This is a genomic window from Oceanisphaera sp. W20_SRM_FM3, assembly GCF_052119705.1.
Classification (GTDB): Bacteria; Pseudomonadota; Gammaproteobacteria; order Enterobacterales; family Aeromonadaceae; genus Oceanimonas.
The window spans coordinates 138,488-162,007 of sequence record NZ_JBGQOP010000005.1; the positions used below are offsets into that span (position 1 = coordinate 138,488).

Consider the following 23,520-nt stretch of genomic DNA (forward strand, 5'->3'; position numbering starts at 1 on the left):
TGGTGCTGGGCGCGTTATTTTCTCCTCCCCCCTCCCCCCTCACCCCTACAACTGTGGCCCAGCGGCAACCAAGGCTTGGCCTTGTTGGGTGTCGGTAAACTTCTCAAAGTTGTTGATGAACAGCGTCGCCAATGTGTGTGCCTTTTCCTGCCATTCGCGGCTATTTTTATAGGTATTGCGCGGGTCTAAGATGTCGTGGTTTGTCATACCCGCTAACTGAGTCGGGATGGCCAACTTAAAATAGGGCAGCTCGATAAAGTCCGCATCGCTAATGGAGCCATCTAAGATGGCATTAATAATGGCGCGAGTGGCCTTAATGGAAATGCGTTGGCCACTGCCGTTCCAGCCGGTATTCACCAAGTAGGCTTCTGCCCCGGCCGCATCCATGCGTTTGGCTAACACCTCGGCATATGTTGTGGGGTGTAGGCTTAAAAAGGCGGCGCCAAAGCAGCTAGAAAAAGTGGGTGTAGGCTCGGTAACGCCGCGCTCTGTGCCGGCTAATTTAGCGGTAAAACCCGATAAAAAATGATACTGCGCTTGCTCTCGGGTCAGCTTGCTCACCGGCGGCAGTACGCCAAAGGCATCGGCAGTTAAGAAGATCACTTTCTTGGCGTGGCCCGCCCGAGATATGGGCTTAATAATATTATCGATATGGTGGATAGGATAAGACACTCGGGTATTTTCGGTCTTGCTACCATCGTTAAAGTCGATACTGCCGTCGGCCAAAACGGTGACGTTTTCTAATAGCGCATCGCGGCGAATGGCGGCGTAAATCTCTGGCTCTTGTTCGGCGCTCAGCTTAATGGTTTTGGCATAACAGCCACCTTCAAAGTTGAACACGCCATCGTCATCCCAGCCGTGCTCGTCATCGCCGATCAAGGCACGTGCCGCATCGGTAGAGAGGGTGGTTTTACCCGTGCCACTCAAACCAAAGAAGATGGCGACGTCACCGTCTTTACCTACGTTGGCCGAGCAATGCATGGCTGCTATGCCTTTTAGCGGCAATAGGTAGTTCATCATGGAGAACATGCCTTTTTTCATTTCTCCGCCATACCAGGTGCCGCCAATCAGCTGCATGCGTTCGGTGAGATTAAATGCCACGAAATTTTCGCTGTTTAAGCCCTGTACCTGCCAATGAGGATTGGTGCATTTAGCGCCGTTCAGTACCACAAAATCGGGCACAAAGTTGGCAAGCTCGGCTTTGGTTGGGCGGATAAACATGTTTTTCACGAAGTGCGCCTGCCAAGCGACTTCGGTAATAAAGCGTACGGCCAGCCGAGTATCGGGGTTGGCGCCGCAAAAGGTATCAACTACAAATAACCGTTTGCCAGAGAGCTGGTTGCTGACCAGACTTTTTAGCTCACGCCACGTTTGCTGGCCGATGGGCTTATTGTCGTTTTTACCCTGATCGGCCCACCACACGGTGTTACGCGTGATGTCGTCACGCACAAGGTATTTATCTTTTGGGGAACGGCCGGTAAAGATGCCGGTGTTCACGGCGACGGCGCCTAAATGCGTTTCCACGCCTTGTTCGTAACCGCTTAAATCGCTGCGAGTTTCTTCAATAAAGAGCTGTTCATAGGTTGGATTATGCAAGATGTCGGAGACATCATGGATACCGTAGGGGGAAAGGTCTAACTGCGAAGCGTGAGAGATCATAAGAACTTCCTATCGAAAAGAGATTCGATAAGCATAGGCACAGCTGTTATTTATGGCGGAAATTAATAGTAAAAGAGTGTTAATTAGCGGATTTAGTTCAAGTTTTAGGCGTCGCCGTTTAAAAGGGCCACTAGGCCCAGTTTGTTCATATCTAATGAGTGGGGTCGCTTAGTGCAAGGTGGGCGGCTCATTAAACAGAGTTTTAATGTCTGCTTCTTCGAAAGTATATTCTTGGCCGCAATAGTCGCAATTCATCTCAATTTTACCTTGCTCTGCTATCACATCGAGCGCTTCGACTTCGCCTATCTGCAACAAGGCGTGTTCGCATTTTTCACGGGAGCAGGTGCACTGAAAGCTGACGGTTTGTGGATCAAATACCCGCACCGCATCTTGGTGATATAAGCGATACAAGACTTCATGGGCGTCTAAGTGGAGCAGCTCCTCAGCCTTAATGGTCTGGGTGAGCGCTTCAAGGTGCGAGAAGTCGTCGCCTTGGCCATCCGGCAGTGCTTGTAACAGCATGCCAGCACAGCGCGGTGTAGCGTGGCTTAAGTCGGTAAATAACCAAATGCGCGTGGTGAGCTGCTCGGATTGAGCGAAGTAATTCTCTAAGCTTTCACTTAACGAACGCTCGCCTAATTCCACTATGCCTTGATAGCGTTCGCCTTCATTTGGGGTAATGGTTATCGCTAAATAACCTTTGCCAACAATATCTGACAGCTGGTCGCTATTAGGCACTTCGCCTTCCCAGCGGGCCACACCGCGTAACTGCTGCAGGTTATCGCCGTTGATCACCACCAAGGATACCGGGCCATCGCCTTGCAGTTGCACGGTAATGTGGCCTTCAAATTTCAAGGTAGCGGTTAGCAGGCTGGTGGCGGTAAGTAATTCACCGAGCAGGCGCTGCACCGGAGCCGGATATTGTTGCGAGGCGAGTACTTGCTGATAACTGTGCTGCAGTTGTACCAGTTCGCCGCGTACTTGATAGTTGTCGAACAAATAGCGATGCAGTGTGTCGATGTGAGTCATAAAAATCCTGTCTGGCCTTGGGCCCTGGGGGCGATACTAAAAGGTTGAGTGCTAAGGGTTTGCTACTAAAGCTGTGTCATCTTAAATATGGGGGCAAGCTGGCGACTAACAAGGGCCAGTCTTGGACTTGGCTCTGTCTTTGTTTAGCTTACGGCTTCAAGCTTACCGCTGCCCGAAGGGCGTTATTCTTGCCCGTGTTTAATCTTTAGCAAAGAGCGGCGCTCTTTTTTATCGGGCCGCCGCTCTGGGCTGGGCGCAAACTGAATATTGAGTTTACGTGCCTCGGCATTTTTTTCACATTTTTGAATACTGGCCGCCGTTTCTTCATACAAAGCTTGGGCTTGTTCGGCTTTGCCTCTGTGCTCAGATACTTCCAGCACTAAGACTTCTCGCTCGTCTGTGCCTTGGCGTAGTTTTATTAAGCTGCCTACTTCTACCACTTTACTCGGCTTGCTACGCTGATCATTATAATGCACCTTGCCGCCTTCAATCATGGTGCGAGCAAGACTGCGCGTCTTATAAAAACGGGCGGCCCATAACCATTTATCCAATCGCACACCGGCGTTTACTGCTTTCATAGGCTCGCTCTTTTGTCGTTAGCTGTTTGTTTTTATAAAAACGTGTCTTTATAAAAACAGACGATGCATGAGTCATGCTTAAAAAATAATGATACCAGAAGCTATGCTATTCGGCTGAGTAGGGAGTAGTTAAGCGACTTGCAGGCGCATATTGTAGGCAGACGTTTAGGCTAAGTTACGATAATCTCTGGGTAGGCTTAGCCAAAAGATGGAAGTAACGTGGCGGATAACAAGCAAAAACCTCAAATTCTACATACGGAGCTGGTGGCAGAGAGCCGCTTATTCAAGGTGGAGTCGGTACATCTTAGATTTAGTAATGGTGCTGAGCGCTTCTATGAACGCATGAAAAGCGGCGGCCGTGGCGCCGTTATGCTGATCCCTATGCTGGATGAAAGCACCATCTTATTGATCCGAGAATACGCCGCCGGCACCGACAGTTACGAGCTGGGTTTTCCTAAGGGGCTGATAGATCCCGGCGAAAATGCCTTTGAAGCCGGTAACAGAGAGTTGATGGAAGAGGTAGGGTATGGCGCCAAGCAACTTATCCCGTTAAAGCAAGTTACGCTGGCGCCGGGCTATTTTGGTAGCCGCATGGATATCTTATTGGCACGGGATCTGTATCCTGAGCAAAGAGAAGGGGATGAGCCGGAGCCACTTGATGTGGTGCCTTGGCAGTTAGATCAACTGGATGCGTTGATGGCAAGGCCTGACTTCAGTGAAGCGCGCAGCATTTGTGGAGTCTACTTGCTGCAAAATTGGCTCAATAAAAAGGAGTAAATATGGATGTTTCTGCCTTGTTGCCCAGCGTGATTTTGGCCGCCCGTGAGTCGGGGGCGTTAATTTTATCGCTCTACCATAGCGGCGACTATCAAGCACAGAATAAAGACGATAACAGCCCAGTCACGGATGCAGACTTGGCTGCACACCTGTTTTTAAAGCAGGCGCTGCGAGAGATTGCCGATATTCCTGTGTTGTCAGAAGAAGGCTGTGAAGTTTCATTGGCTGAGCGCAACAGCTGGCCGCGCTATTGGCTGGTAGATCCATTGGATGGCACTCAGGAGTTTATTGCCGGCAGCGGTGACTTTTCGACCATGATAGCCTTAATTGAGCACGGCAAGCCGGTGCTGGGCGTGGTCTTCGGTCCGGTGAACAATCTTTTGTATTACGCGGTGAGCGGCCATGGCGCCTTTAAAGAAGCTAATGGGCAAACGCAGCGCATCAGCGCCAGCCATTATGATGCGAGTCAACCGCTGCGAGCGCTGCGCATTACCGTGAGTCGTCGGCAAAATGTTGACTGGGTGCGCGCGCGTCTGATCACGGATTTAGAATATGAGCTAGTGCCGCTGGGTTCGAGCTCGCTTAAGTCTTGCTTAGTCGCCGAAGGCGGCGCCGATATTTACATGCGCATTGGCCCTACCGGTGAGTGGGACACGGGCGCGACCCAGTGCATAGTCGAAGAGGCGGGCGGGCGTATCGTGGATCTTTACTTACAGCCTTTAAGTTATAACCAGCGTGACACCCTGATTAACCCCAACTTTATCACCATGGGCGATCCTGAACTGAACTGGCCCGAAATCTTGTGTAATCCGCAGGGTAATGGGGATAAATAGTAGCCTTGCGGCAGCGGTAAGCCGTCAGCGAACAGTTAAACACAGATATTGTCGTGCCCGTCGCAACTCTCTGTTGATAAACAAGTGATGGCGATAAGGACAGCGTAGCGCCTATGGCGCTAAAAATTAGACACAAAAAAACCGCAGTCAGCATTAAGCTAACTGCGGTTTTTTTACGTGGTTTATTCTGCGTCGTCGACGTCGAAGTCTTCAATCTCAATGCCAAGGCTTGCCATGATATCGCGCGCCCGAGTAGGGATCTGATCGGACACGTCTTTACGCAAGTCATCATCTTGTGGCAAAGGCTGGCCGGTATAAGCATGTAAGAATGCTTCACACAGCAGCTCGCTGTTGGTGGCATGGCGCAAATTGTTCACCTGCCGCCGTGTGCGCTCATCGGTTAATATTTTTAATACCTTGAGAGGTATGGACACGGTAATCTTTTTTACCTGTTCATTTTTTTTGCCGTGTTCGGCGTAAGGGCTGATATAGTCGCCGTTCCATTCAGTTTTCATTATCTACCCGCATCCATTATCTATCTGCATCAAGTTATCAAAAGTAAAGATTACCGCGAGATTGTAACCCCTACACCTTATGTTGGCAATCCAACGGCTTAAGTCTCTAGCCGTCTAGGTGGCTTGACGGCCTGTTCGTGCTGAGTTACTGTGCGCGTAAGCAATAGCAAATCTAATCACAAAATACTGAAAACGATAGATTTAAAAACATATTTAAAAATAAGGCTGCCAGTGGGCAAAGGAGAGGATATGCCAGAATACCAGACTCAAACTAATGCGGTTCGCACCGGCATTGATACGGACACCCAGCATGGTGCCGTGGTTCCCCCTATTTACCTGACCAGCACCTTCTCCTTTGAAGACTTTGGCAAACAACGTCGTTTCGATTACGCCCGCTCGGGCAACCCGACCCGCCAAACCTTAATTGATGCGCTCACCAAATTAGAAAAAGGCGCCGGCGGTGCGGTAACGGCCAGCGGCACTGGCACCATCAACCTGATCGTGACCTCGCAATTAAACGCCGATGATTTACTGATTGCGCCCCACGACTGCTACGGCGGCACCCATCGTCTGTTTAATGCCTTCGCCAAAAAAGGCCACTTTAAGGTGGAATACGTCGATCAAACCGACGAAGTCGCGTTAGCCGCGGCCATGGCGAAAAAACCGAAGATGCTGTGGATTGAAACGCCGTCTAACCCTTTGTTGCGGGTGGTCGACATTGCCGCCTTGTGTGCGGCGGCCAAAAAAGTAGGCGCACTCAGCGTGGTAGATAACACCTTCTTATCGCCGATTTTACAGCAGCCACTGACCTTGGGCGCCGACTTAGTGGTGCACTCCACCACTAAGTACATTAATGGCCATTCGGATGCGCTGGGTGGGGCCGTGATTGCCGCCGATGCGACTTTGGCGGAAGAGCTGCGCTGGTGGGCTAACTGCTTAGGCGTAACCGGGCCGGCGTTTGATAACTATCAAACGCTGCGTGGCCTGCGCACGCTTGGGGTGCGTATGCGCCAACACTGCGAAAATGCGGATGCCATCTTGGCCTATCTGCAGACTCGCCCCGAGGTTAACGCCATTTATCATCCTAGTCTGCCCCATAGCCCAGGCCATGCAGTCGCGGCCCGCCAGCAGAAAGGCTTTGGTGCCATGCTCAGCTTCGAGCTGAACGTAGAGGAAGCGGGCATGCGTGCCTTCTTGGGCGAATTGCAGCTATTTTGCTTGGCAGAGTCGTTGGGCGGCGTAGAAAGTTTAATTGCCCACCCTGCCACTATGACCCATGCGGCCATGCCAGAAGCGGACCGTTTGACCGCCGGTATTACCGACCAACTGCTGCGCTTATCGGTCGGCATCGAAGATGTGCAGGACTTAATCGCCGATTTAGACAATGCATTTAAGGTGTTAAACAAGTAATGACTCAGCACAGCCAAAATGAGGCGCTTAACACTCAGCGCGCGGTCCATAAATTTGGCGGCAGCAGTTTAGCCGATGCCGCGGGTTTGCTGCGCGTGGCCGATATTATTCGCAATGAGGGCCAAGCGGATGCATTGATAGTGGTGTCGGCCTCCGGAAAAACCACCAATCGCCTCATTGAGCTGCTTAATCTGTTTGATAGCGGCGACAGCGCCGCGGCCACCACGCTGGAAGGTATATACAGCTATCAGCAGGCGCTTATCGCCAACACGCTCCCTGAGACCGAGGCTGAACTGTTGCAAGCTTTGCTGGATACAGACATCAACACCATAGCCCATGTGCTAGAAAGTCAGCGGCTCGATGATTATCAGCGCAACTTTATTCAAGCCTTTGGTGAGCAGTGGTCAGCTCGGCTGTTGAGTGCCTTACTTTGCAGCCAAGGTGTGGCTGCGGCTACCTTGGATGCTCGGGATTTTTTACGGGTCAGCGGTTCGCCGGTACAGGTGGACGATGCAGCCTCTCGCCAATTATTGGCGACTATTTTAAACGAGCAAAGCGAGCGTATCTTAGTGGTCACCGGCTTTATTGCCGGCGACCATCAAGGTCGCACCCGTTTATTGGGCCGTAATGGCTCGGATTTTAGCGCGACCTTGTTGGCCGCACTGGCCGACAGCTCACACACTACTATTTGGAGTGATGTGTCGGGCGTGTTTAGCGCCGACCCAAGACGCGTATCTGAAGCGCAATTATTGCCGCGCTTATCATTAGCTGAGGCCGCTGAATTGGCGCGTTTAGGCTCTAGCGTCTTGCATAGCCGCACCTTGGGGCCGGTGGCCGAGAGCCGCCAGCAGTTGATGCTGCGCAGCAGTTATCACCCAGGTGATGGTCATACCCGTATCTTGCGCCATGATCCACGAGATCCGGGTGCGCGCATCGTTACCTCGGTGGACGATGTGATCTTGATTGAGATGAACATCTCGGATCGCTATCAAGAGCGGGTGAATGCGCTTACCGATTGGCTGACTCGCCGTGAGCTGGTGCCCTTGGCTTGTAAGCGTCGCCCCGAGCGCAAGTTATGGCAAATAGCCTTTACCCCAGAGCAAGCACAGCAGGCGTTTTCTCTGTTGCGCGACCATCAACCGGCCGGCGGCTTTGAAGACTTGCAGCAGCGCGAAGGCTTTTCGTTAGTGGCCTTGGTGGGTAAGGGCGTGACCGCTCAGCCTGAGCAATGTTTGCATTTTTACCATGCGTTAAACGAGCAGCCGCTGGAATTTATTCAGCCGGCGAAAAACGGCCTCAGCCTAGTGAGTGTGGTGCGTAAGATGGTGTTGGAGCCGCTGCTATTGCGCCTGCATAACAGCTTGTTCAGCCGGCCTAAGCGCATTGGGCTGATCTTGTTTGGTCGCGGTAACATTGGCCAAGCTTGGCTGAAGTTATATCAAGCGCAACAAGCTGAGCTTGAGCAGCAACTCAATGTACAACTGACTTTGTTTGGTGCCTTTAACTCCCAAGGTGGAATGTTATCTAGCCAAGGCTTAACCGTGGATCAAGTGCTGAATGATTTTCAACCAGAACCTGTGGCCTGGCCTCACTGGCTAGAAGAGGTTGCCGAGCATGGTTTTGATCAGCTGATAGCGCTCGATTTTACTGCTTCGAGCGCCTTAGTGACGCATTATCCGGCACTCGTGGCGCAGCGTATTCATTTGATTGCCGCCAACAAACTGGCCGGCGCGGCACCGCAAGCTATGTATTTGCCGCTGAAACAAAGCTTGCTTGAGCACAACGTGCAGTTTTTAAGCAATGCGACAGTTGGTGCGGGTTTGCCGGTGCAAAGCAGCATTAAGCAACTGCAACACTCGGGCGAAATGGTGCGCAGCATCAGTGGTATTTTCTCCGGTACCTTGAGCTGGTTATTTCAGTATTTTGATGGCAGCGAGCCATTTTCTGAGCTAGTGCTACAAGCTTGGCAACAAGGCTTAACCGAACCCGATCCGCGCGAAGATCTCAACGGCCAAGACGTACAGCGTAAGCTGGTGATCTTAGCTCGCGAAGCGGGCTTCGACATAGATCCGGCTAAGGTAAAAGTACAGAATCTGGTGCCCGAATCTTTGCTGTCGCTCGATAAAGAAGCCTTCTTCGACCGCTTAAACGAGCTGGATGGGTTTATGGTCGACGAGCTGGCTAAGGCCGAGGAAGTGGAGGGCGTGTTACGCCATGTGGCGCGCTTCGACGGCGCTACGGGTAAGGCCGAAGTGGGGCTAGAAGTGGTGAGCCGCGATCACGCCTTCGCCCACGTACGGCCCGGCGATAATGTGTTCGCCATCGAAACCACTCATTACCGCCAAAACCCCTTGGTTATTCAAGGGCCAGGCGCGGGCCGTGAAGTGACAGCCGGCGCCATGCAAGCCGACTTATGGCAATTGCTGGAAAAACTGTGAGGAGTGAATAGTGAGGGGTGAAGAACAGCGCCCAGCACCAAGCCGGTGTCTACTGTAGGTATGTGCTTGTAGTAGCGTGCTTTAGCCGCTAAAACCTGTGTAACAGGTTCTGATGTACAAAATGCACCCGTATATAAAAAAGGCTCCTAGATAGGAGCCTTTTTTATATACGGGTGAAGAGTAAAGGGTTAATGGTTACCTGATTACGTATGAACTTCAGCCATGATGCGCGTTGTTTTGGTTTGTTCTTTGTAGCAGCCCGTCTCTTTAATAAAGAGGACTTCGGCTGGCCAGCTTTGCTGGCTGTTACTGAGGTTTAGATTTAGACCAAAACACCAAACCGGGCCGAATAAATTGGCCCCTACAAGGTCAAAACACCAAACTGAGCCTCATATTCTTTACCGAAGAGGCGGCACCTCCCTGTAACCTATTGAATTTATTGATACTGAACTCACTGATATATGGCTGAGCTTTGTGGGTAATCAGGAATGGTTAAGAGCAATATCTAATTTTCAGACAGGATGCACTTTCTGGCGTCTTGATGTTATTTCGTCCACTTCACCCTTCACCCTTCACCCTTCACCCTTCACGCTTTACCTTTAATTAGCCACAGTGGGTCATGGCGTTGGGCGATAAAATTTCCGCCAGCTGCTCATCGGTGAGCAGACCTTCTTTGCGCACCAATTCCGCCACGCCTAAACCGCTCAACAGCGCCTGACCGGCGATGCGGCTGGCGTTATCGTAACCGATATGCGGAACCAAGGCGGTGACTATGCCGATGCTGTTTTCAACAAAGAAGGCGCAACGATCTTCGTTGGCGGTAATGCCACGAATGCACAGCTCATCCAGCATATGAATGGACTTGCGCAAGATACGGCAGTTATTCAGCAGGTTGTAGATGATCAGCGGCTCCATGGCGTTTAACTGCAGCTGCGCGGCTTCGGCGGCCATGGTAATCGTCATGTCGGTGCCCATCACCTGAAACGCGGTTTGGTTCATGGCTTCAGGAATAACCGGGTTCACCTTGCCGGGCATAATGGAAGAGCCAGGCTGCATGGCAGGCAGGTTTATCTCAGAAAAACCTGTGCGTGGGCCACTGGACAATAAACGTAAGTCATTGCTCAACTTAGATAATTTAACGGCTAAGCGCTTTAAGGTACCAGAGAAAGTGACGAAGGCCCCCATGTCGGAGCTGGCGGCAATCAAGTTGGGCGCCAAACAGACCGGCAAACTACTGATCTCGGCCAGTTCACTCACCGCTAAGCGGGCATAACCGGCTGGCGCGTTAATGCCGGTACCAATGGCTGTGCCGCCTAAATTCACTTCACATAACTGCAGGCAGGCTTCACTGATGCTGGCGTTTTCTGCGGCCAGATCTGCGGCAAAGGCATCGAATTCTTGGCCCAAGGTCATGGGGACCGCATCTTGCATCTGGGTACGACCCATTTTCAAGATATCAGCAAACTCTGTGCCTTTAGCGGCCAAGCTTTCTTTTAAATTCGCGACCGTCACCATCAATTCTTGGGCGGCGAAGACGATGGCCAAGCGTGCAGAAGTGGGGTAAACGTCGTTAGTAGACTGTGAGCGATTTACATCGTTGTTCGGGTGCAAGTGCGCGTATTGACCGTATTCGAAGCCGAGCTTTTTCAAGCCGATGTTGGCGATCACTTCGTTGGCATTCATGTTGGTCGAGGTGCCGGCGCCGCCTTGAATTAAGTCGACGATAAATTCTGCATGATGTTCACCATTAATCAGCTCGGCACAGGCGGCTTGAATGGCGTTATTTTTGTCGTCGGTCAATAAACCGTGCTTATGGTTAGCGCGGGCGGCGGCGGCTTTCACCATGGCCAGTGCTTTAACCAGTTCAGGGAAGTGGCTGATGGGCATGCCGGTGATATCGAAGTTTTGCTTTGCGCGTTGCGTCTGTATGCCATAAAGGGCAGTAGCGGGTACGGCTTGACTGCCGAGTAAGTCGTGTTCGATGCGAGTTTGAGTCTGGCTTTGGGGGGGTTCAGTAGCGAAGTCGATATTCATAAGTCCCTTTAGAGGTTAGGTAAGTAAAATAGCGCCGATGACGGCTAGGTGCAGAACAGGCTCAGCAATCAAAGCTATTGGCATCCGTTTGATGGGAAGGCAAGGGCTCAAATCTAGATGAGGAGGCCGATCGAGCCTGAGAAACTATAAGTTTGCATTTTTTTCGCATAGCTATTCACATGACAAGACAGAGAGCTTTGCGACTAACGATTGCTGTTTCAAGCATGCTAAAAGACCTGAACAAGGCCTAAACAAGGTGAAACGCCAGTAAAGATAGCGAAATGGCGGCGGCTTTCCTAGTGTCTAGTGCGAGATATTCATTGGATTTGGTGGTTTTTTCTATTTTTATGGCTCAGTGCATAAAAGGCCGTAGGCGGGCCGGCTGGGTGAATGAGAGCAAGTTTTTCCCCAAACTTTCGACCCACACTTTTGACTCAAACACAGCTAAAAACCTAAGCGTAAATTCCCCGCGAGACTGAATGACTAGTCAGTCTCGCAGGAATGTGGCAATTTTTAACCTAAGCGCGAGCGCTCAATGATGGCGGCTAAATCTGGACATAAGGGGCAGGGCAGCGCTTGGGGTGAAAACCAACCCACGGCTTCTGCATCATCCAAGGCTTGTGCTTCTCCACTCACATAATGGCCGCGCACCGCCACCATTACATAATGATGGGCTAATTGATCGTCATTACCGTTCTCTAACACATCGAAACAGGCGAAGGGTGAGTCCATGTTTGCATGAATGGTGGTTTCTTCTAGCAACTCCCGGGCCGCACCTTGGGCCATGGTTTCGCCCCATTCCAACTTACCACCCGGAAAACCCCAATGGCCCGCATGGGGCGCAAATTTACGCTTCACCAACAATACCTGCTCTTGCTGCCAAACGATGGCAATCACGCCGACTTTTGGCTTTGGATTGCTAGGTTGTTGATTATTCTGCGCTAACAACGCCATCTGTGCTCCTAAAGATACAAATAAGGCTTTACCTTAGCGCAGCTCGGCGCTGATATCACTTCTTAAGCAATCGATATACGAACAGCAAGGCGAGTGCACCGACAATAGCGGTGAAGAAACTGCCGAGGTTAAAGCCGGTGACCACGCCAAAGCCCAGTTGGGTACCAATCCAGCCGCCGACGAAGGCACCAGCCACACCCAGTAAAATGGTCATGATAAAGCCGCCGCCGTCACGGCCGGGCATTAGCCACTTGGCTACCACACCGGCGATCAGACCAAATACAATCCAACTTAAAATTCCCATTACCTAACTCCTGATATAAGTAAGACATAGCGCTCAGCGCGAGTTTTGTTAAGGGTGAAGCGTGAAGGGTGAAGAGGACGAGATAACACTAATACTACAGAGAAAGCATCGAATCTGAGTGTTGGTTTTTCCCCTTCACTCCTCACCCTTCACCCTTCACAGTTTACGGCGGTTAGTTTTGCCGTTATATCGTTAGGCGTCAATGAGAGCCCAGTGATTATCCCACTCATAGGACGAATAGAAGCGCTGCTCGCGACCACTGCTGTCGAGCAGGCGGATGCCACCCTGGCCGCTCCCCAGCCAGATGTTGCCGTCTTGCTCTGCGGCGCCGGAGGCATCGGGCAGCGGTGCAATGCGCAGCAGCTCGCCACTGTGGCGATGCCACAAGCCATAGCAGTTGCCCGGCGGTGAGGTGGCGGCAATCAGGGTGTCGGTGACGGCGATGCTGGCGATGTAGTGATTAAAGCGCGCCCAGTCGAGCGTGGTGCCGCCCAGTGCCTGCAACGGCTGGCCGGGCCGATGGCGGACAATCAGCGGCGGGTAGTCGTCCGGCTCGCCCCGGTATTGCTGACCGGTGAACACTTCGCCGTCATGGGTGACCGCCAGATGACGAATCGACTGGTGCTTGTTTGCCAGCGTAGCCTGTTCCAGCAGTTCGCCAGTGGCGGCATCGAGATAGCTCAGACTGGGGGCCATGCTGTTCAGGTTGAGCGGCTCACGGCCATAGGTATGCACGCCGCCGACCCCCACCACTAGATTGCCGCTTGGCAGCAGACGTATTTCGTGCGGACCTATGCCGAAGCCTCGATATTCCGCCATTTTTTCCAGCCTGCCCGCGATCAGTTCGTAAACGCCGATGATGCCTTCGCTGCTGTCGCTGACACCTTCGGTGGTAAACAGGCGTCGACCGTCGGCGCTGAACACGCCGTGGCCGTAATAGTGACGCTGGGGGTCGGCTTGGCGTACCTGCAACAGGCGGCCTTCGGCATGGTCGAACAGACAGAGAAAGCCGCCCGGACGACGGGCATGACATACCGCCAGCGGCTGGTGAGGATGCACCGCCATGCCGTGGCCTCGATCGGGCAGCGGCAGCTCATAGCGCAGGCTGCCATCCAGGTTGAGCGCCTGCACCACATAGCGCCCTTGTTTACGGCGTCCGCCGCCAATCAGATAGCGTTGCGGGCTGCGGGGCAGGGCGCAACCGGCCAGCCCCAGGCTGCACAAGACGCCGGCGGCCGACAGGCCTTTTAGAAACTGGCGCCGTTGCATCAGTCACCGTCCGAGGAGTTGAAGCCGAGGTTCAGTCCCAGCTCGTCGGGCAGGCGCTGTTTCAGCTGGTAACCCAGTTTATCGAACGACAGCTTGAAGCGCAGCAGGGCGGCGTAGCGATCCCCTTCCAGCCAGTAGCCCAGGCTGTCGCCTGCGGGCAAGTGTTTGAGGGTGTCGGCAAAGGCGTGGTCTAGCGCCGCGATAACGGCGGCGTGATCCTGGTCTTGTTGTTGCGAACCTTGCAGATAGGTGCGGATACCGCCATTGCGGTATTCCTGCTCCAGAGAGATCAGGCTGGTACGCAGAAAATGCAGCGACTGACCGCTGCGCCAGGCCTCGGCAAACAGCGGCCGCGGATGCTCGACGGTGTTGAGCGGCAACACCAGCTTCTTTTCGATGCGCTCGTAACGATGAGCAAGCTGACCCAGGATCTGGGTTAGCAGGGCGGTGCTGCCACCCTGTTGCTGCATTTGGTTCAGCTGTTGCTGGTAGCCGTCGGCATCGTGCCAAGCTGCGTTCAGTCGTTGGCCATTGGCGGTCAGTTCGGCAGCGATGCCGGGCAGTAGCAGGCAGCGTTGCCGAGGAGTGAAGTCGTTTTGCAGCAGGTATTCCATGGCGCCCAGAGTACCGGTGATGCCTTGCTGTCGCACGGATTGGCCCTGCTCGGCGGCGGTCAGCTGGCGTTGCAGTTGCTTGCCGGTGGTGTCTTTCTTGTCGGGCCAGAATTGAAAGGCAAAGCTCAGGCCTTCGGCATCCAACGGGCCATCGCTCTGGCCCTGATGGGCGCTCCAAGCGGCAAAGCTGCTGCGCCAGTGTTGCTGCAGTGCGGTTAGCCGCGCGGCTTGTGTGGCAGATGATGACGCTTGGCAATAATCGCTGCCAGCCTGTTGCAGCTGCTGCAGTTCATCGGCCAGTTGGTCGGCCTGCGAGCGCATAAAGGTCAGATGGTAGTTGGTTAACGCCTGCAGGGCGGGATCAACCGGTGGCCGGCTCTGGCAGGCAGTGAGGGTGCCAAGGGTGGCGAGCAGCAACAGCGTTTTTTTCATAAGGACTCCAGAAAGGCGATGAGTTGAGTGCGTTCGTCGGTGCTCATGGCGATGACGCTTTGTTTGGCGGCCTCGGCTTCGCCGCCGTGCCAGAGAATGGCCTCCAGCAGGGTGCGGGCGCGGCCATCATGCAGGTAATAGGCATGGCTGCCGGCCACTTCACCGGCATAGCCCAGGCCCCAGAGTGGCGGGGTGCGCCATTCATGCCCGTTGGCCTGAAACTCGGGTCGGTTGTCGGCCAGTCCGTCGCCCATGTCGTGCAGCAGCAGATCGGTATAGGGGTAGATTTGCTGGTGGCTCAGAGCAGCACTGTCATGCTCGCCTGTGGTATACGAGGGGGTATGGCAACTGCTGCAGCCCAACGCCAGAAACAGCTGTTCGCCGGCGGCCACGTTGGGATGATCCAGGTTGCGGCGGGCGGGAACGGCCAGATGTTGGCTGTAGAAGGTGACCGAGTCCAGAATGTCATCGCTGACTTCGATCTGGCCACCATCGGGATACTGTTCGCAATGTTGCGCCGGGGTGCAATCGTCGGCAGTGACCATGCTCGAGGTCAGGCCCATGTCGCCGGCAAAGGCACTGGCATTTTGCTGGCGCAGGTTAGGCTGGCCGGCTTTCCAGCCGAAACGACCGATGGCGGTCTGCTCTGCGGCAATGCCCCACACCCGGTTGGCGCGACCGCTGATGCCATCGTGATTCTGATCTTGTGGATCTTCTCGTACCAGTAGGTCGGTTTCATCGATGGCTTCCAGCAGCCCCAGGCCAATCATGGGCGGGGCGATGCGGGACGAGAACAGGGTGTCCGGATGCAGGGCGCCGTAGCTGGGATCGGCCACCGTCAGTTGTGGCTGGCGCAGTTCCACCTTGGTGCCGTCTTTCAGGCTCACGACATGGGTCTGGTAGTCGATCTGTACCTTGCCTTCCGGGCGAACGCCGGGAATGGCCATATCCTGCAGCTGGCCGCCATAGCTGGGTTCGTTGAGCACACCATGCACCCGTAACCATTCCTGTTGCTTCGGGCTGCCGTCGGTCGGAATCGACAGGCGCACCAGCATGCTGACCGCGTTGTCGTCGGCAAACTGCGGCGGGTGGCCACGGCCGTCCTTGACGTGACAGCTCTGACAGGCGTTGGTGTTGAACAGCGGACCCAAGCCGTCGCGGGCATCGGTGGTGGCCGGAGCCATCACCCAGGGGTTGCGAAAGAAGCTGTTGCCGACCGAGAAGTCCAGACGCTTTTCAAAGCTGAGGTTGGCGGCGGCCATGGAATAGGCGTTGGCACCGGTTTTGTCGGTGGTGGTGTCGCCACCGGGCTTGGCCGGGTTGGCTTGTGCATTTAAGACTAGGGTGGCGCCGAGCAGTGCGCTTGAAAGTCGAAACAACATATTGAATCCAGAATAAAAAACGGTGAAGAGCGAAGAGAGATGAGTAAAGAGGAAAGTACACCGTCTTTAGATACGCTGTACTTTCTGTGGCCTGGGTGTGATTTTCGCCCCCTTCACTTTTTACCCTTCACCCTTTACAAGATGAGCCTAAGGCTCGAGATCGGCGATGTCTTGGTTCAGGTTGTTAATGCCGATGGCGTTGGCGGCAAGCTCGATGGCACGGGTCTGCTCGACCAGGCCGTCGATGGCATCCATCACCAACTGGTTACCGGCCGGGTTGTCGGCGGCAATCAGCTGATCAAAATGCACTTTGTTTAGCTCGGCAGAGGCAACCAGTTGGTAGACACCCTGTTCGCTCGCGCGCATCTGCACGCCAATCTGTTTGGCGGCGCCGCTGTCTTGTTGCGCTACCAGCTGCAGCAGCGAGGGACCCTGCAGGGTGCTGCCGTCGATGCGCTGGTACTCGCCGAACATCAGGTTAACGATGCCTTTCTCGTTGTAATAGTTGGCGTTATGGGTATTGTCGGAGAAGCAGTCGTGCTCGTCTTCCACCGAGTTGGCCACCAGTGCCACTTTCATCCGTTGACCGGCCAGCTCGCCCAGCGACAGGGAACCCATGCCAAACAGCATGCGGCGCAGACCGTCTTCGGTGGGCAGGGCGGTCAGTTCGGCGCGATAGTTGTCGCTTTGGTCGGCTTGCCACTGGTTGCTCATCCAGCCGAGATCGCTGACCAGCAGCTGACTGGCGGCCTGCAGGTAATCCCGACGGCGGTCGCAGTTACCGTTGGTGCAGGCTTCGCCCACTGCATAGTCGGTGTAGGGGCGTTCGCCAGCACCGGCGTTGGTGCCATGCAGATCCTGCCCCCAAAGCAGAAACTCGATGGCGTGATAACCTGAGGCCACGTTGGCTTCTGAGCCGGCCAGTTCATTGAGGCTGGCCAGCAGCTCGGGAGTGATGTTGCTGACATCCAGCCGTTCGCCACCAACCTGCAGTGTTGTGTTAGCGACGATATTGGCGGCGGCGCCGTCGTTACCCAGCTCGTGCTGATAGCCGGCGGCCACATAGTCGATCAGCCCTTCATCCAGCGGCCAGGCGTTGAGCTGGCCTTCCCACTCGTCGACCACTGGGTTTCCGAAACGAAACACTTCGGATTGCTGATAAGGCACCCGGGCCGCAATCCAGGCGGTGCGCGCTTGGGCTAGCGTTTGTTCGCTCGGATTGGCTAACAAACGCTTGATGGCCACATCTAATTGCTGGGCGGTAGTTAACGCGTCGCCGTATACCGCATGAGCGATATCCGCATAATGCTCAACGACTTGGCTTTGAGTAATGTCAGCGGTTTTAGTATTGGCGCAACCACTAAGCAGGGCACCAATGGCAGCGGCCAACACTAATTTAGGATAAGGCATTCGAGCATCCTTTTTGCAGGTAACAACCGCATGCGGTCGAGTATGAGTTTGAGAATCGTTTGTGTTCAGGGTGGGGAGTGTAGCGGTTTTAGGCAAAGGGTCGCAACAAATAATTAGTCGAATGAGGGCAAGGCGAAAAGAGGAAATATAGTGGTGAGTGGAGCGCCTTACACGGTACGCCGTAAGTTAAAAAAGACGCTGTGGGTCTTTAACGTACGGCTAAGGGAGAGGCCGTACGCTTTACGTCGTACGCCATACGTAAAAACCAAGCGGTGTTTATCTTTAACTTATGGCGTACAGCGTATGGCATAAGTTAATGCTCAGATCTTTAGTTGATCGCTTATCGCTATCCCTTAAAGGATTTTACTTAAAAACTCTTGGGTTCTGGGCTCTTGAGGGTGATCAAATAAAGCAACGGGATTATTTTGCTCTAAAATACGTCCCTCATGAATAAACACCACGCGGTCGCTCACTTCGCGGGCAAAACCCATTTCGTGGGTTACCACCACCATGGTCATGCCCTCTAGTGCTAATTGTTTCATTACGGCTAATACTTCACCGACCATTTCTGGATCCAGCGCCGAGGTGGGCTCATCAAACAACATGATTTTTGGATTCATGGCCAGCGCCCGTGCTATGGCCACGCGTTGTTTTTGACCGCCGGATAATTCGCCCGGATAGGCATAGGCTTTATCGGACAAGCCCACTTTGTTTAATAATTCCAGCGCCGCTTTTTTAGCCACCGCCTTAGGCACGCCTCTGGCCTTGATGGGCGCTAAAATGATGTTATCCAACACACTTTTGTGGGGGAATAAATTAAAATGCTGAAACACCATGCCCACTTCTTGGCGAATTTTATTAATGTTGGTGCTGGGCGCGGTAATGTCTTGGCCATCAATAAGCACTTGGCCCGAGGTAATTTCGTCCAGTCTATTTAAGCAGCGCAAGAAGGTGCTCTTGCCGGAGCCTGAGGCGCCAATCACACACACCACTTCGCGGGCGGCAATGTTAATCGAAATATCTTTAAGCACTTCGTTGGCGCCAAAGGATTTTTTTAAGCTGTGTACTTGGATGATGTTCATGGCAGTCGACATCTCCGTTCTAGGTAGCTAGACAATAAAGAAAGCATGTAAATCACCACAAAGTACATGGCGCCTACGGCGATCCAAATTTCAAAGGCTTTAAAGGTGGCGGCAATTTGCACCTGTCCTTTTTGAGTGAGGTCCGCAATGCCGATCACCGACAGCAAAGAGGTGTCTTTTAAGCTGATGATGGCCTGATTGGTGAAGGCCGGTAACATGCGCCGAAAAGACTGCGGCAAAATAACGTAGCGCATACTTTGGCTGCTGGTTAAGCCTAACGATCGCGCCGCCTCGTTTTGGCCTTTATCCAGTGATTGAATACCGGCGCGGATAATTTCCGCATAATAAGCACCGGCATTAATGGCTACGGTGAAGATGCCAGCCGACTCGCGGTCGAGACTAAAAAAGCCTAATGAATTTAAGCCAAAGTAGATAAAAAATAGCTGCACTAAAATGGGGGTGCCGCGAATGATATCGACAAATATTTTCGCCAGCCAAGTGAAAGGTTTGAACGGCGACAGGCGCAGCAGGGCAAGTACCAAGCCAATGCCAAAGCCCAAGATAATGGCGATAACAAACACTTTTAAGGTGACTTGTAGGCCTTGCCATAAGTAGGGCAGAGATTGAATGACCACATCCATAATGGGATCCTTGTGCAAGGTCCTTATAAAAAGTCCGTGTAAAAAAATCGCTAGCTAAGACGATGATCTAGGCCCTGCTAGCGATCTTAGTGCTGGGCTTATTCTAAGTAGTGATTGATGATTTTATCGTACTCGCCGTTTTCTTTAAGGTTGTTCAGACCCGTATTAACCATATCCAGTAGTTCGTCGTTTTTACCTTTTAATACCGAGATCCCGTAGTTATCACCGGTCAGGCGCTCGCCCACGGTTTTCAGCTTTAAGCCGCCGTTGGCGATGGCATAACTGATCACTGGGTAGTCTTCCATGAGTGCATCGGCTGTGCCATTGGTCACTTCTTGAAACATGGATGCGCTGTCGCTGACTTGGATGATGCTATAGCCGTATTCTTCGGTGTTTTTATCGGCAAAAGAGGCGCCCACTGTGCCGTTTTTAACGACCACTTTCTTGCCCGATAAGTCGTTGAGGCTAGTAATAGTTTGGTTAGTATCAGGCACTACTAAGGATACGCCGGCAGAAAAATAAGGATCAGAAAAGTCTACGGTTTCTTTACGCTTATCAGTAATGCTCATGCCACCCATGCCGATATCCAGCATGCCAGCTTGCATGGCGGGAATGATGCCCGAGAAGTCCATTTGTTCGATCTTAATATCGAAACCTTGATCTTTGGCGATGGCGGTAATCAAGTCCACATCTATGCCGATTAACTTGCCATCTTGAGTAAATTCAAAGGGAGGATAGGTGTTATCTACGCCAACTGTATAAACTTTTTTAGCTTCGCCTACGGTATCTGTGCTGGCCGTGGTGGCGGGGTTATCGCAGGCCGTTAGGCCAAAAGTGGCAACCATACTTAATAAAATAATGTTCTTTTTCATACTGACTGACCCCTTCCTTAAGGTTGGCTAATATTTCATTACATTTGAGTGTGGTGCTTAAATGTGAAAAATGTAGGCTTCATACGAAGCTGTAGTATAAACAATAGTCTATAAACTAAAAAGTGCGACTCATTTGCACGCTATGAGAAAAGAGAATTAGTGTCAATTTATTGTTAAAGCTACACTCCAAAACTGCGTGTGAGCGCCCATGGTTAGCTTTTCCGGCTGCGATACGTCTGAAAGGTGAACTGTACGCTTTACGCAGTACGCTATAAGTCAAAACCACGCGGTGTTTGTCTTTAACGTAAGGCGTACAGCGTTCTTTTACTCAGCAATCTCTGCAATCACGGCGCCAAGTAGCCGTTGCAAAACGGCAGCACTCACGCCCAATGACAGGCCACGCTTGCCGCCGGACACCAATATTTCGCTATGTTGCAGCGCGGAGGCATCGACCACGGTCGGCAAGCGCTTCTTTTGTGCGAACGGGCTAATGCCGCCCACTTTGTAGCCGGTGAGGCGTTCAGCCTTGGCGGGTGCCATCATTTCCAGCTTTTTCATGCCTGCCGCTTTGGCTAAGCGTTTTAAATTTACTTTGTTTGATGCGGGCACCAGCGCCACTACCGCGCCTTGCTCACCTTCGGTTAACAGTGTCTTGAATACCTGAGCTAACGGCACTTGTAGCTGTGCTGCCGCGTGGGCACCAAAGTCGTCATGGGCGGTGCAGTCATATTGATGCAGGGTAAAAGTCGCGTGTTGTGTTTCTAAGAACAAGATGGCGGGTGTCATAGCTGAGTCTCAGTGGTGAGGGCAAGATTTTATTATGTAAAAAAGCCGGTGCTTAAATTACAGAGGCAAGTCGATGCTTATAAAACAACCGGCATATCAGGTAAGGCATTAGTCTGGTGGTCTGGGCTGTGCGGCGCGTGAGTTTTTAAGATGGTTTGTATGGCATCCACCGCCGCCATCAGCCCCTCAACATACTCACCTTTAGCTAACCGGGTCTGCAAGTCTGCACACACTTGCTGCCACTGAGCACTGCTGGCATCTATACCTCGGTCGGCAATAATTTCTATGGCCCGTTTATCGAGTGCCAGATATAACAGCACGCCGCTGTTTAACGGCGTATCCCACACCCTCAAGCGGCCATAAACTTCAAGCGCGCGCAGATGAGCATCTTTCTCATGGCTCGGCATCATGGCTTCTACTGCCACCACTAATTCTCCGCTGTGCTCCGATTCACTTTGGCGGATCCGCTCGGCCACTTGTGCTAGTACAGACTCATCAAAGTGTCGTCTGCGTAACCACTGGCCTTCTAGCGCCGCTATGCCGGTTAACTGTTTGAATTTATTTTGCATGTTTGCTCCCAATCCCCAATCACTCGCCACTAGGCAGCTTTTTACCAGCCACCAGATTTTACCAGCCACCAGAGGCACCGCCGCCACCACTGCTGCCGCCACCGCCGCCGCTAAAACCACCGCCACCACCTCTGCCGCCGCGACCAAAACCACCACCCAAACCGCCACCTAGGCCGCCCAACAAGCCGCCTCTGCGTGAGGCGAGGCCTGAATTGCCTTTACCACCGGCACCAAAGGCTCTACCCAATAAAGATAAGATCAGCGCAATAGCTCCCGCCACGATAGAAATAGGCAGGCTGCCAAAGATAAAGAAAGAGAACACACCAATCAGTAATGCAGCAGCCAGCGGCGGTAATACAAAGGCGAAAAAAGCCAAAGGCAAGAGCAGGCCTAACGAGTCTTCTTCATCTGTGTCTGGCTGTTTTGCTGGGGGCGGTAAATCTTCTCCCGCCACTAAGGTCATGATTTTATCTACGCCTTCGTTAATGCCACCTACGTAATCATCCTGTTTAAAATAAGGAGTGATAAATTCCCGTATGATGCGCCCAGCCTGCAAGTCGGTGACCGCGCCTTCTAGGCCATAGCCCACTTCGATGCGCAACCGTCTGTCGTCTTTAGCCACCACTAACAGCACGCCATCATCAATTTTTTTACGGCCCAGCTGCCATTGGTCATAAACGCGGCGGGCATATTGGTCTATGCCATCTTCACCTGTGGTGGGCACGACGAGTACAAAAATCTGTGCGCCTTTGCTTTGCTCAAAAGTTTGCAGCTTAGCCGTCAAGGCCGCTTTTTGTGCGTCGCTAAAAGTGCCTGTGGTATCTACCAGCCAACTGTCCAGCTGAGGAATGGCCACACTTTGTGCAACAACAGGCCGTGCCAAACATAAAGCCAGCGCCAGTGTGACGGCCAATATTCGCCAGCCGCTCAACCAGCGATTGGGCTTGAGGTGCAAAAGATGAAGCGAATGCTGAAAAATCATGGCGGCTCCTTTTTTAATTAACTCGGTGTTAATTTGCCTTGCTGCTTGGTATATCGAAGCGCACTTCTGGGTTTTTCATAATCTCAGACTGACGCTCTACGCCGTAGTTGTCCTTCACTTTATAACCCATCACCTTGGCTGTGATCACGGCAGGGAATTGGCGAATAAACTGGTTATAGGCTTGTACCGCTTGCACGAAGCGACCGCGCTCGGTGGCGATACGATTCTCTGTGCCCTCAAGTTGGGTCATTAAATCCCGCACTACGCCGTCACTTTTAAGATCAGGATAATTTTCAGACACCGCCATTAAGCGTGATAGTGCCGAAGACAATTCACCCTGTGCTTGGTTAAAGCGTTGCATCAAGGCCGGATCGTCTAAGTCATTCACGCTGATATTTATTTGCCCCACCTTAGCGCGCGCCTCGGTGACATCGATTAGTACGGTGCGCTCCTGACTCATATAAGCATTTACTGAGCTCACCAGCTTAGGGACCAAGTCGGCGCGCCGCTCATACTGGTTTAAGGCTTGTGACCAAGTGGCTTTTACGTCTTCATCTAAGGTCTGAATCTGGTTATAGCCACAGCCACTTAACAACAGCGCCATTAAAGAGGCGAATAGCCAACGAGCAGGTATGGTCATGGGATTTTCCTTTAGCGAGTAAGAGTTAAGATGAGTCGTTATCGTTTATAGCAGATGCGCTCACATTACTCATTATGAGTGGGATATGTTATATCGCCTTCTTGAGTTAGTACCGGATCGGCGTTTCATTTGCCCACCTCACGATCTTCCATCACGTTTTCTTGTTTGAGCCAGCCAATGGCATGAAAAAGCCCCAGTGCTGACGAGCACTGGGGCTTTTTCTTAGGTTTTACTGGAATGGCCCCGAATAAGTAGACACTTCTTCAGAGTGAGGAAGTGTATGCAATACCGAACCAAGCGTAAATTTAGT

At 52.6% G+C, this 23,520-nt stretch carries 22 protein-coding genes; 4 read left to right on the forward strand and 18 right to left on the reverse strand.

Features of this window, described 5'->3' with window-relative positions:
- Positions 1-45: 45 nt before the first annotated feature.
- From pckA to hslR, 3 genes are all read right to left on the reverse strand, one after another.
- Positions 46-1,659 (reverse strand): phosphoenolpyruvate carboxykinase (ATP), encoded by a 1,614-nt coding sequence (gene pckA / locus ACEN2G_RS04710; RefSeq protein WP_442020314.1) that lies wholly within the window; start codon positions 1,657-1,659, stop codon positions 46-48.
- A gap of 168 nt (positions 1,660-1,827) precedes the next feature.
- Positions 1,828-2,688 (reverse strand): Hsp33 family molecular chaperone HslO, encoded by an 861-nt coding sequence (gene hslO, locus ACEN2G_RS04715; RefSeq protein ID WP_442020315.1) that lies wholly within the window; start codon positions 2,686-2,688, stop codon positions 1,828-1,830.
- Positions 2,689-2,870: 182 nt separating this feature from the next.
- The gene (gene hslR / locus ACEN2G_RS04720) at positions 2,871-3,266 is read right to left on the reverse strand and encodes a ribosome-associated heat shock protein Hsp15 (RefSeq protein WP_442020316.1); all 396 of its coding nucleotides are present in this window, start codon (positions 3,264-3,266) and stop codon (positions 2,871-2,873) included.
- 219 nt (positions 3,267-3,485) lie between these two features.
- Here hslR and nudE point away from each other — a divergent pair, with 219 nt between their 5' ends.
- Positions 3,486-4,043 (forward strand): ADP compounds hydrolase NudE, encoded by a 558-nt coding sequence (gene nudE, locus ACEN2G_RS04725; protein ID WP_442020317.1) that lies wholly within the window; start codon positions 3,486-3,488, stop codon positions 4,041-4,043.
- 2 nt (positions 4,044-4,045) lie between these two features.
- On the forward strand, positions 4,046-4,876 hold the full coding sequence (gene cysQ / locus ACEN2G_RS04730) for a 3'(2'),5'-bisphosphate nucleotidase CysQ (RefSeq protein WP_442020318.1): 831 nt from the start codon (positions 4,046-4,048) through the stop codon (positions 4,874-4,876).
- Between the two features lie 182 nt (positions 4,877-5,058).
- Here the strand turns inward: cysQ and metJ are convergent, their stop codons facing one another.
- Positions 5,059-5,391: a met regulon transcriptional regulator MetJ gene (metJ, locus tag ACEN2G_RS04735; RefSeq protein WP_442020319.1), complete on the reverse strand. Its 333-nt coding sequence runs from the start codon at positions 5,389-5,391 to the stop codon at positions 5,059-5,061.
- Positions 5,392-5,640: 249 nt separating this feature from the next.
- On the opposite strand from metJ, the gene metB reads away from it, so the two are divergent.
- Together metB and metL are read left to right on the forward strand one after the other, a co-directional pair.
- Positions 5,641-6,801, forward strand: coding sequence for a cystathionine gamma-synthase (gene metB / locus ACEN2G_RS04740; RefSeq protein ID WP_442020320.1), 1,161 nt, complete (start codon positions 5,641-5,643; stop codon positions 6,799-6,801).
- A complete protein-coding gene (metL, locus tag ACEN2G_RS04745; RefSeq protein WP_442020321.1) occupies positions 6,801-9,239 on the forward strand; it encodes a bifunctional aspartate kinase/homoserine dehydrogenase II in 2,439 nt (812 codons plus the stop codon). The genes metB and metL overlap by 1 nt, the downstream gene beginning before the upstream one ends.
- Positions 9,240-9,842: 603 nt before the next feature.
- Here metL and ACEN2G_RS04750 read toward each other — a convergent pair.
- The 14 genes from ACEN2G_RS04750 to ACEN2G_RS04815 all read right to left on the reverse strand — a co-directional run bounded on the left by ACEN2G_RS04750 (position 9,843) and on the right by ACEN2G_RS04815 (position 23,210).
- Positions 9,843-11,273, reverse strand: coding sequence for an aspartate ammonia-lyase (locus ACEN2G_RS04750; protein ID WP_442020322.1), 1,431 nt, complete (start codon positions 11,271-11,273; stop codon positions 9,843-9,845).
- Positions 11,274-11,786: 513 nt separating this feature from the next.
- Positions 11,787-12,227: an NUDIX hydrolase gene (locus tag ACEN2G_RS04755; protein ID WP_442020323.1), complete on the reverse strand. Its 441-nt coding sequence runs from the start codon at positions 12,225-12,227 to the stop codon at positions 11,787-11,789.
- A 55-nt stretch (positions 12,228-12,282) separates the two neighbouring features.
- Positions 12,283-12,531, reverse strand: coding sequence for a GlsB/YeaQ/YmgE family stress response membrane protein (locus ACEN2G_RS04760; RefSeq protein ID WP_442020324.1), 249 nt, complete (start codon positions 12,529-12,531; stop codon positions 12,283-12,285).
- A 192-nt stretch (positions 12,532-12,723) separates the two neighbouring features.
- Positions 12,724-13,800 carry a DUF1513 domain-containing protein gene (locus ACEN2G_RS04765; RefSeq protein WP_442020325.1) on the reverse strand — a complete coding sequence of 359 codons (1,077 nt, stop codon included), beginning with the start codon at positions 13,798-13,800 and terminating at the stop codon, positions 12,724-12,726.
- Positions 13,800-14,846, reverse strand: coding sequence for an imelysin family protein (locus ACEN2G_RS04770; protein WP_442020326.1), 1,047 nt, complete (start codon positions 14,844-14,846; stop codon positions 13,800-13,802). The genes ACEN2G_RS04765 and ACEN2G_RS04770 overlap by 1 nt, the downstream gene beginning before the upstream one ends.
- The gene (locus ACEN2G_RS04775) at positions 14,843-16,228 is read right to left on the reverse strand and encodes a di-heme oxidoreductase family protein (protein ID WP_442020327.1); all 1,386 of its coding nucleotides are present in this window, start codon (positions 16,226-16,228) and stop codon (positions 14,843-14,845) included. The genes ACEN2G_RS04770 and ACEN2G_RS04775 overlap by 4 nt, the downstream gene beginning before the upstream one ends.
- Before the next feature lie 147 nt (positions 16,229-16,375).
- The gene (locus ACEN2G_RS04780; protein WP_442020328.1) at positions 16,376-17,638 is read right to left on the reverse strand and encodes an imelysin family protein; all 1,263 of its coding nucleotides are present in this window, start codon (positions 17,636-17,638) and stop codon (positions 16,376-16,378) included.
- Positions 17,639-17,991: 353 nt separating this feature from the next.
- Positions 17,992-18,720 (reverse strand): amino acid ABC transporter ATP-binding protein, encoded by a 729-nt coding sequence (locus ACEN2G_RS04785; protein WP_442020329.1) that lies wholly within the window; start codon positions 18,718-18,720, stop codon positions 17,992-17,994.
- A complete protein-coding gene (locus ACEN2G_RS04790) occupies positions 18,717-19,361 on the reverse strand; it encodes an amino acid ABC transporter permease (RefSeq protein WP_442020330.1) in 645 nt (214 codons plus the stop codon). The genes ACEN2G_RS04785 and ACEN2G_RS04790 overlap by 4 nt, the downstream gene beginning before the upstream one ends.
- Positions 19,362-19,459: 98 nt before the next feature.
- Positions 19,460-20,233, reverse strand: coding sequence for a transporter substrate-binding domain-containing protein (locus ACEN2G_RS04795; RefSeq protein WP_442020331.1), 774 nt, complete (start codon positions 20,231-20,233; stop codon positions 19,460-19,462).
- 324 nt (positions 20,234-20,557) lie between these two features.
- A complete protein-coding gene (gene ybaK / locus ACEN2G_RS04800) occupies positions 20,558-21,019 on the reverse strand; it encodes a Cys-tRNA(Pro) deacylase (protein ID WP_442020332.1) in 462 nt (153 codons plus the stop codon).
- A 77-nt stretch (positions 21,020-21,096) separates the two neighbouring features.
- The gene (locus tag ACEN2G_RS04805) at positions 21,097-21,756 is read right to left on the reverse strand and encodes a TPM domain-containing protein (protein ID WP_442020333.1); all 660 of its coding nucleotides are present in this window, start codon (positions 21,754-21,756) and stop codon (positions 21,097-21,099) included.
- Positions 21,647-22,570, reverse strand: coding sequence for a TPM domain-containing protein (locus tag ACEN2G_RS04810; RefSeq protein ID WP_442020334.1), 924 nt, complete (start codon positions 22,568-22,570; stop codon positions 21,647-21,649). Before ACEN2G_RS04810 ends, ACEN2G_RS04805 begins: the two co-directional genes overlap by 110 nt.
- Before the next feature lie 28 nt (positions 22,571-22,598).
- A complete protein-coding gene (locus ACEN2G_RS04815) occupies positions 22,599-23,210 on the reverse strand; it encodes a LemA family protein (RefSeq protein WP_442020335.1) in 612 nt (203 codons plus the stop codon).
- Positions 23,211-23,520 lie beyond the last annotated feature (310 nt).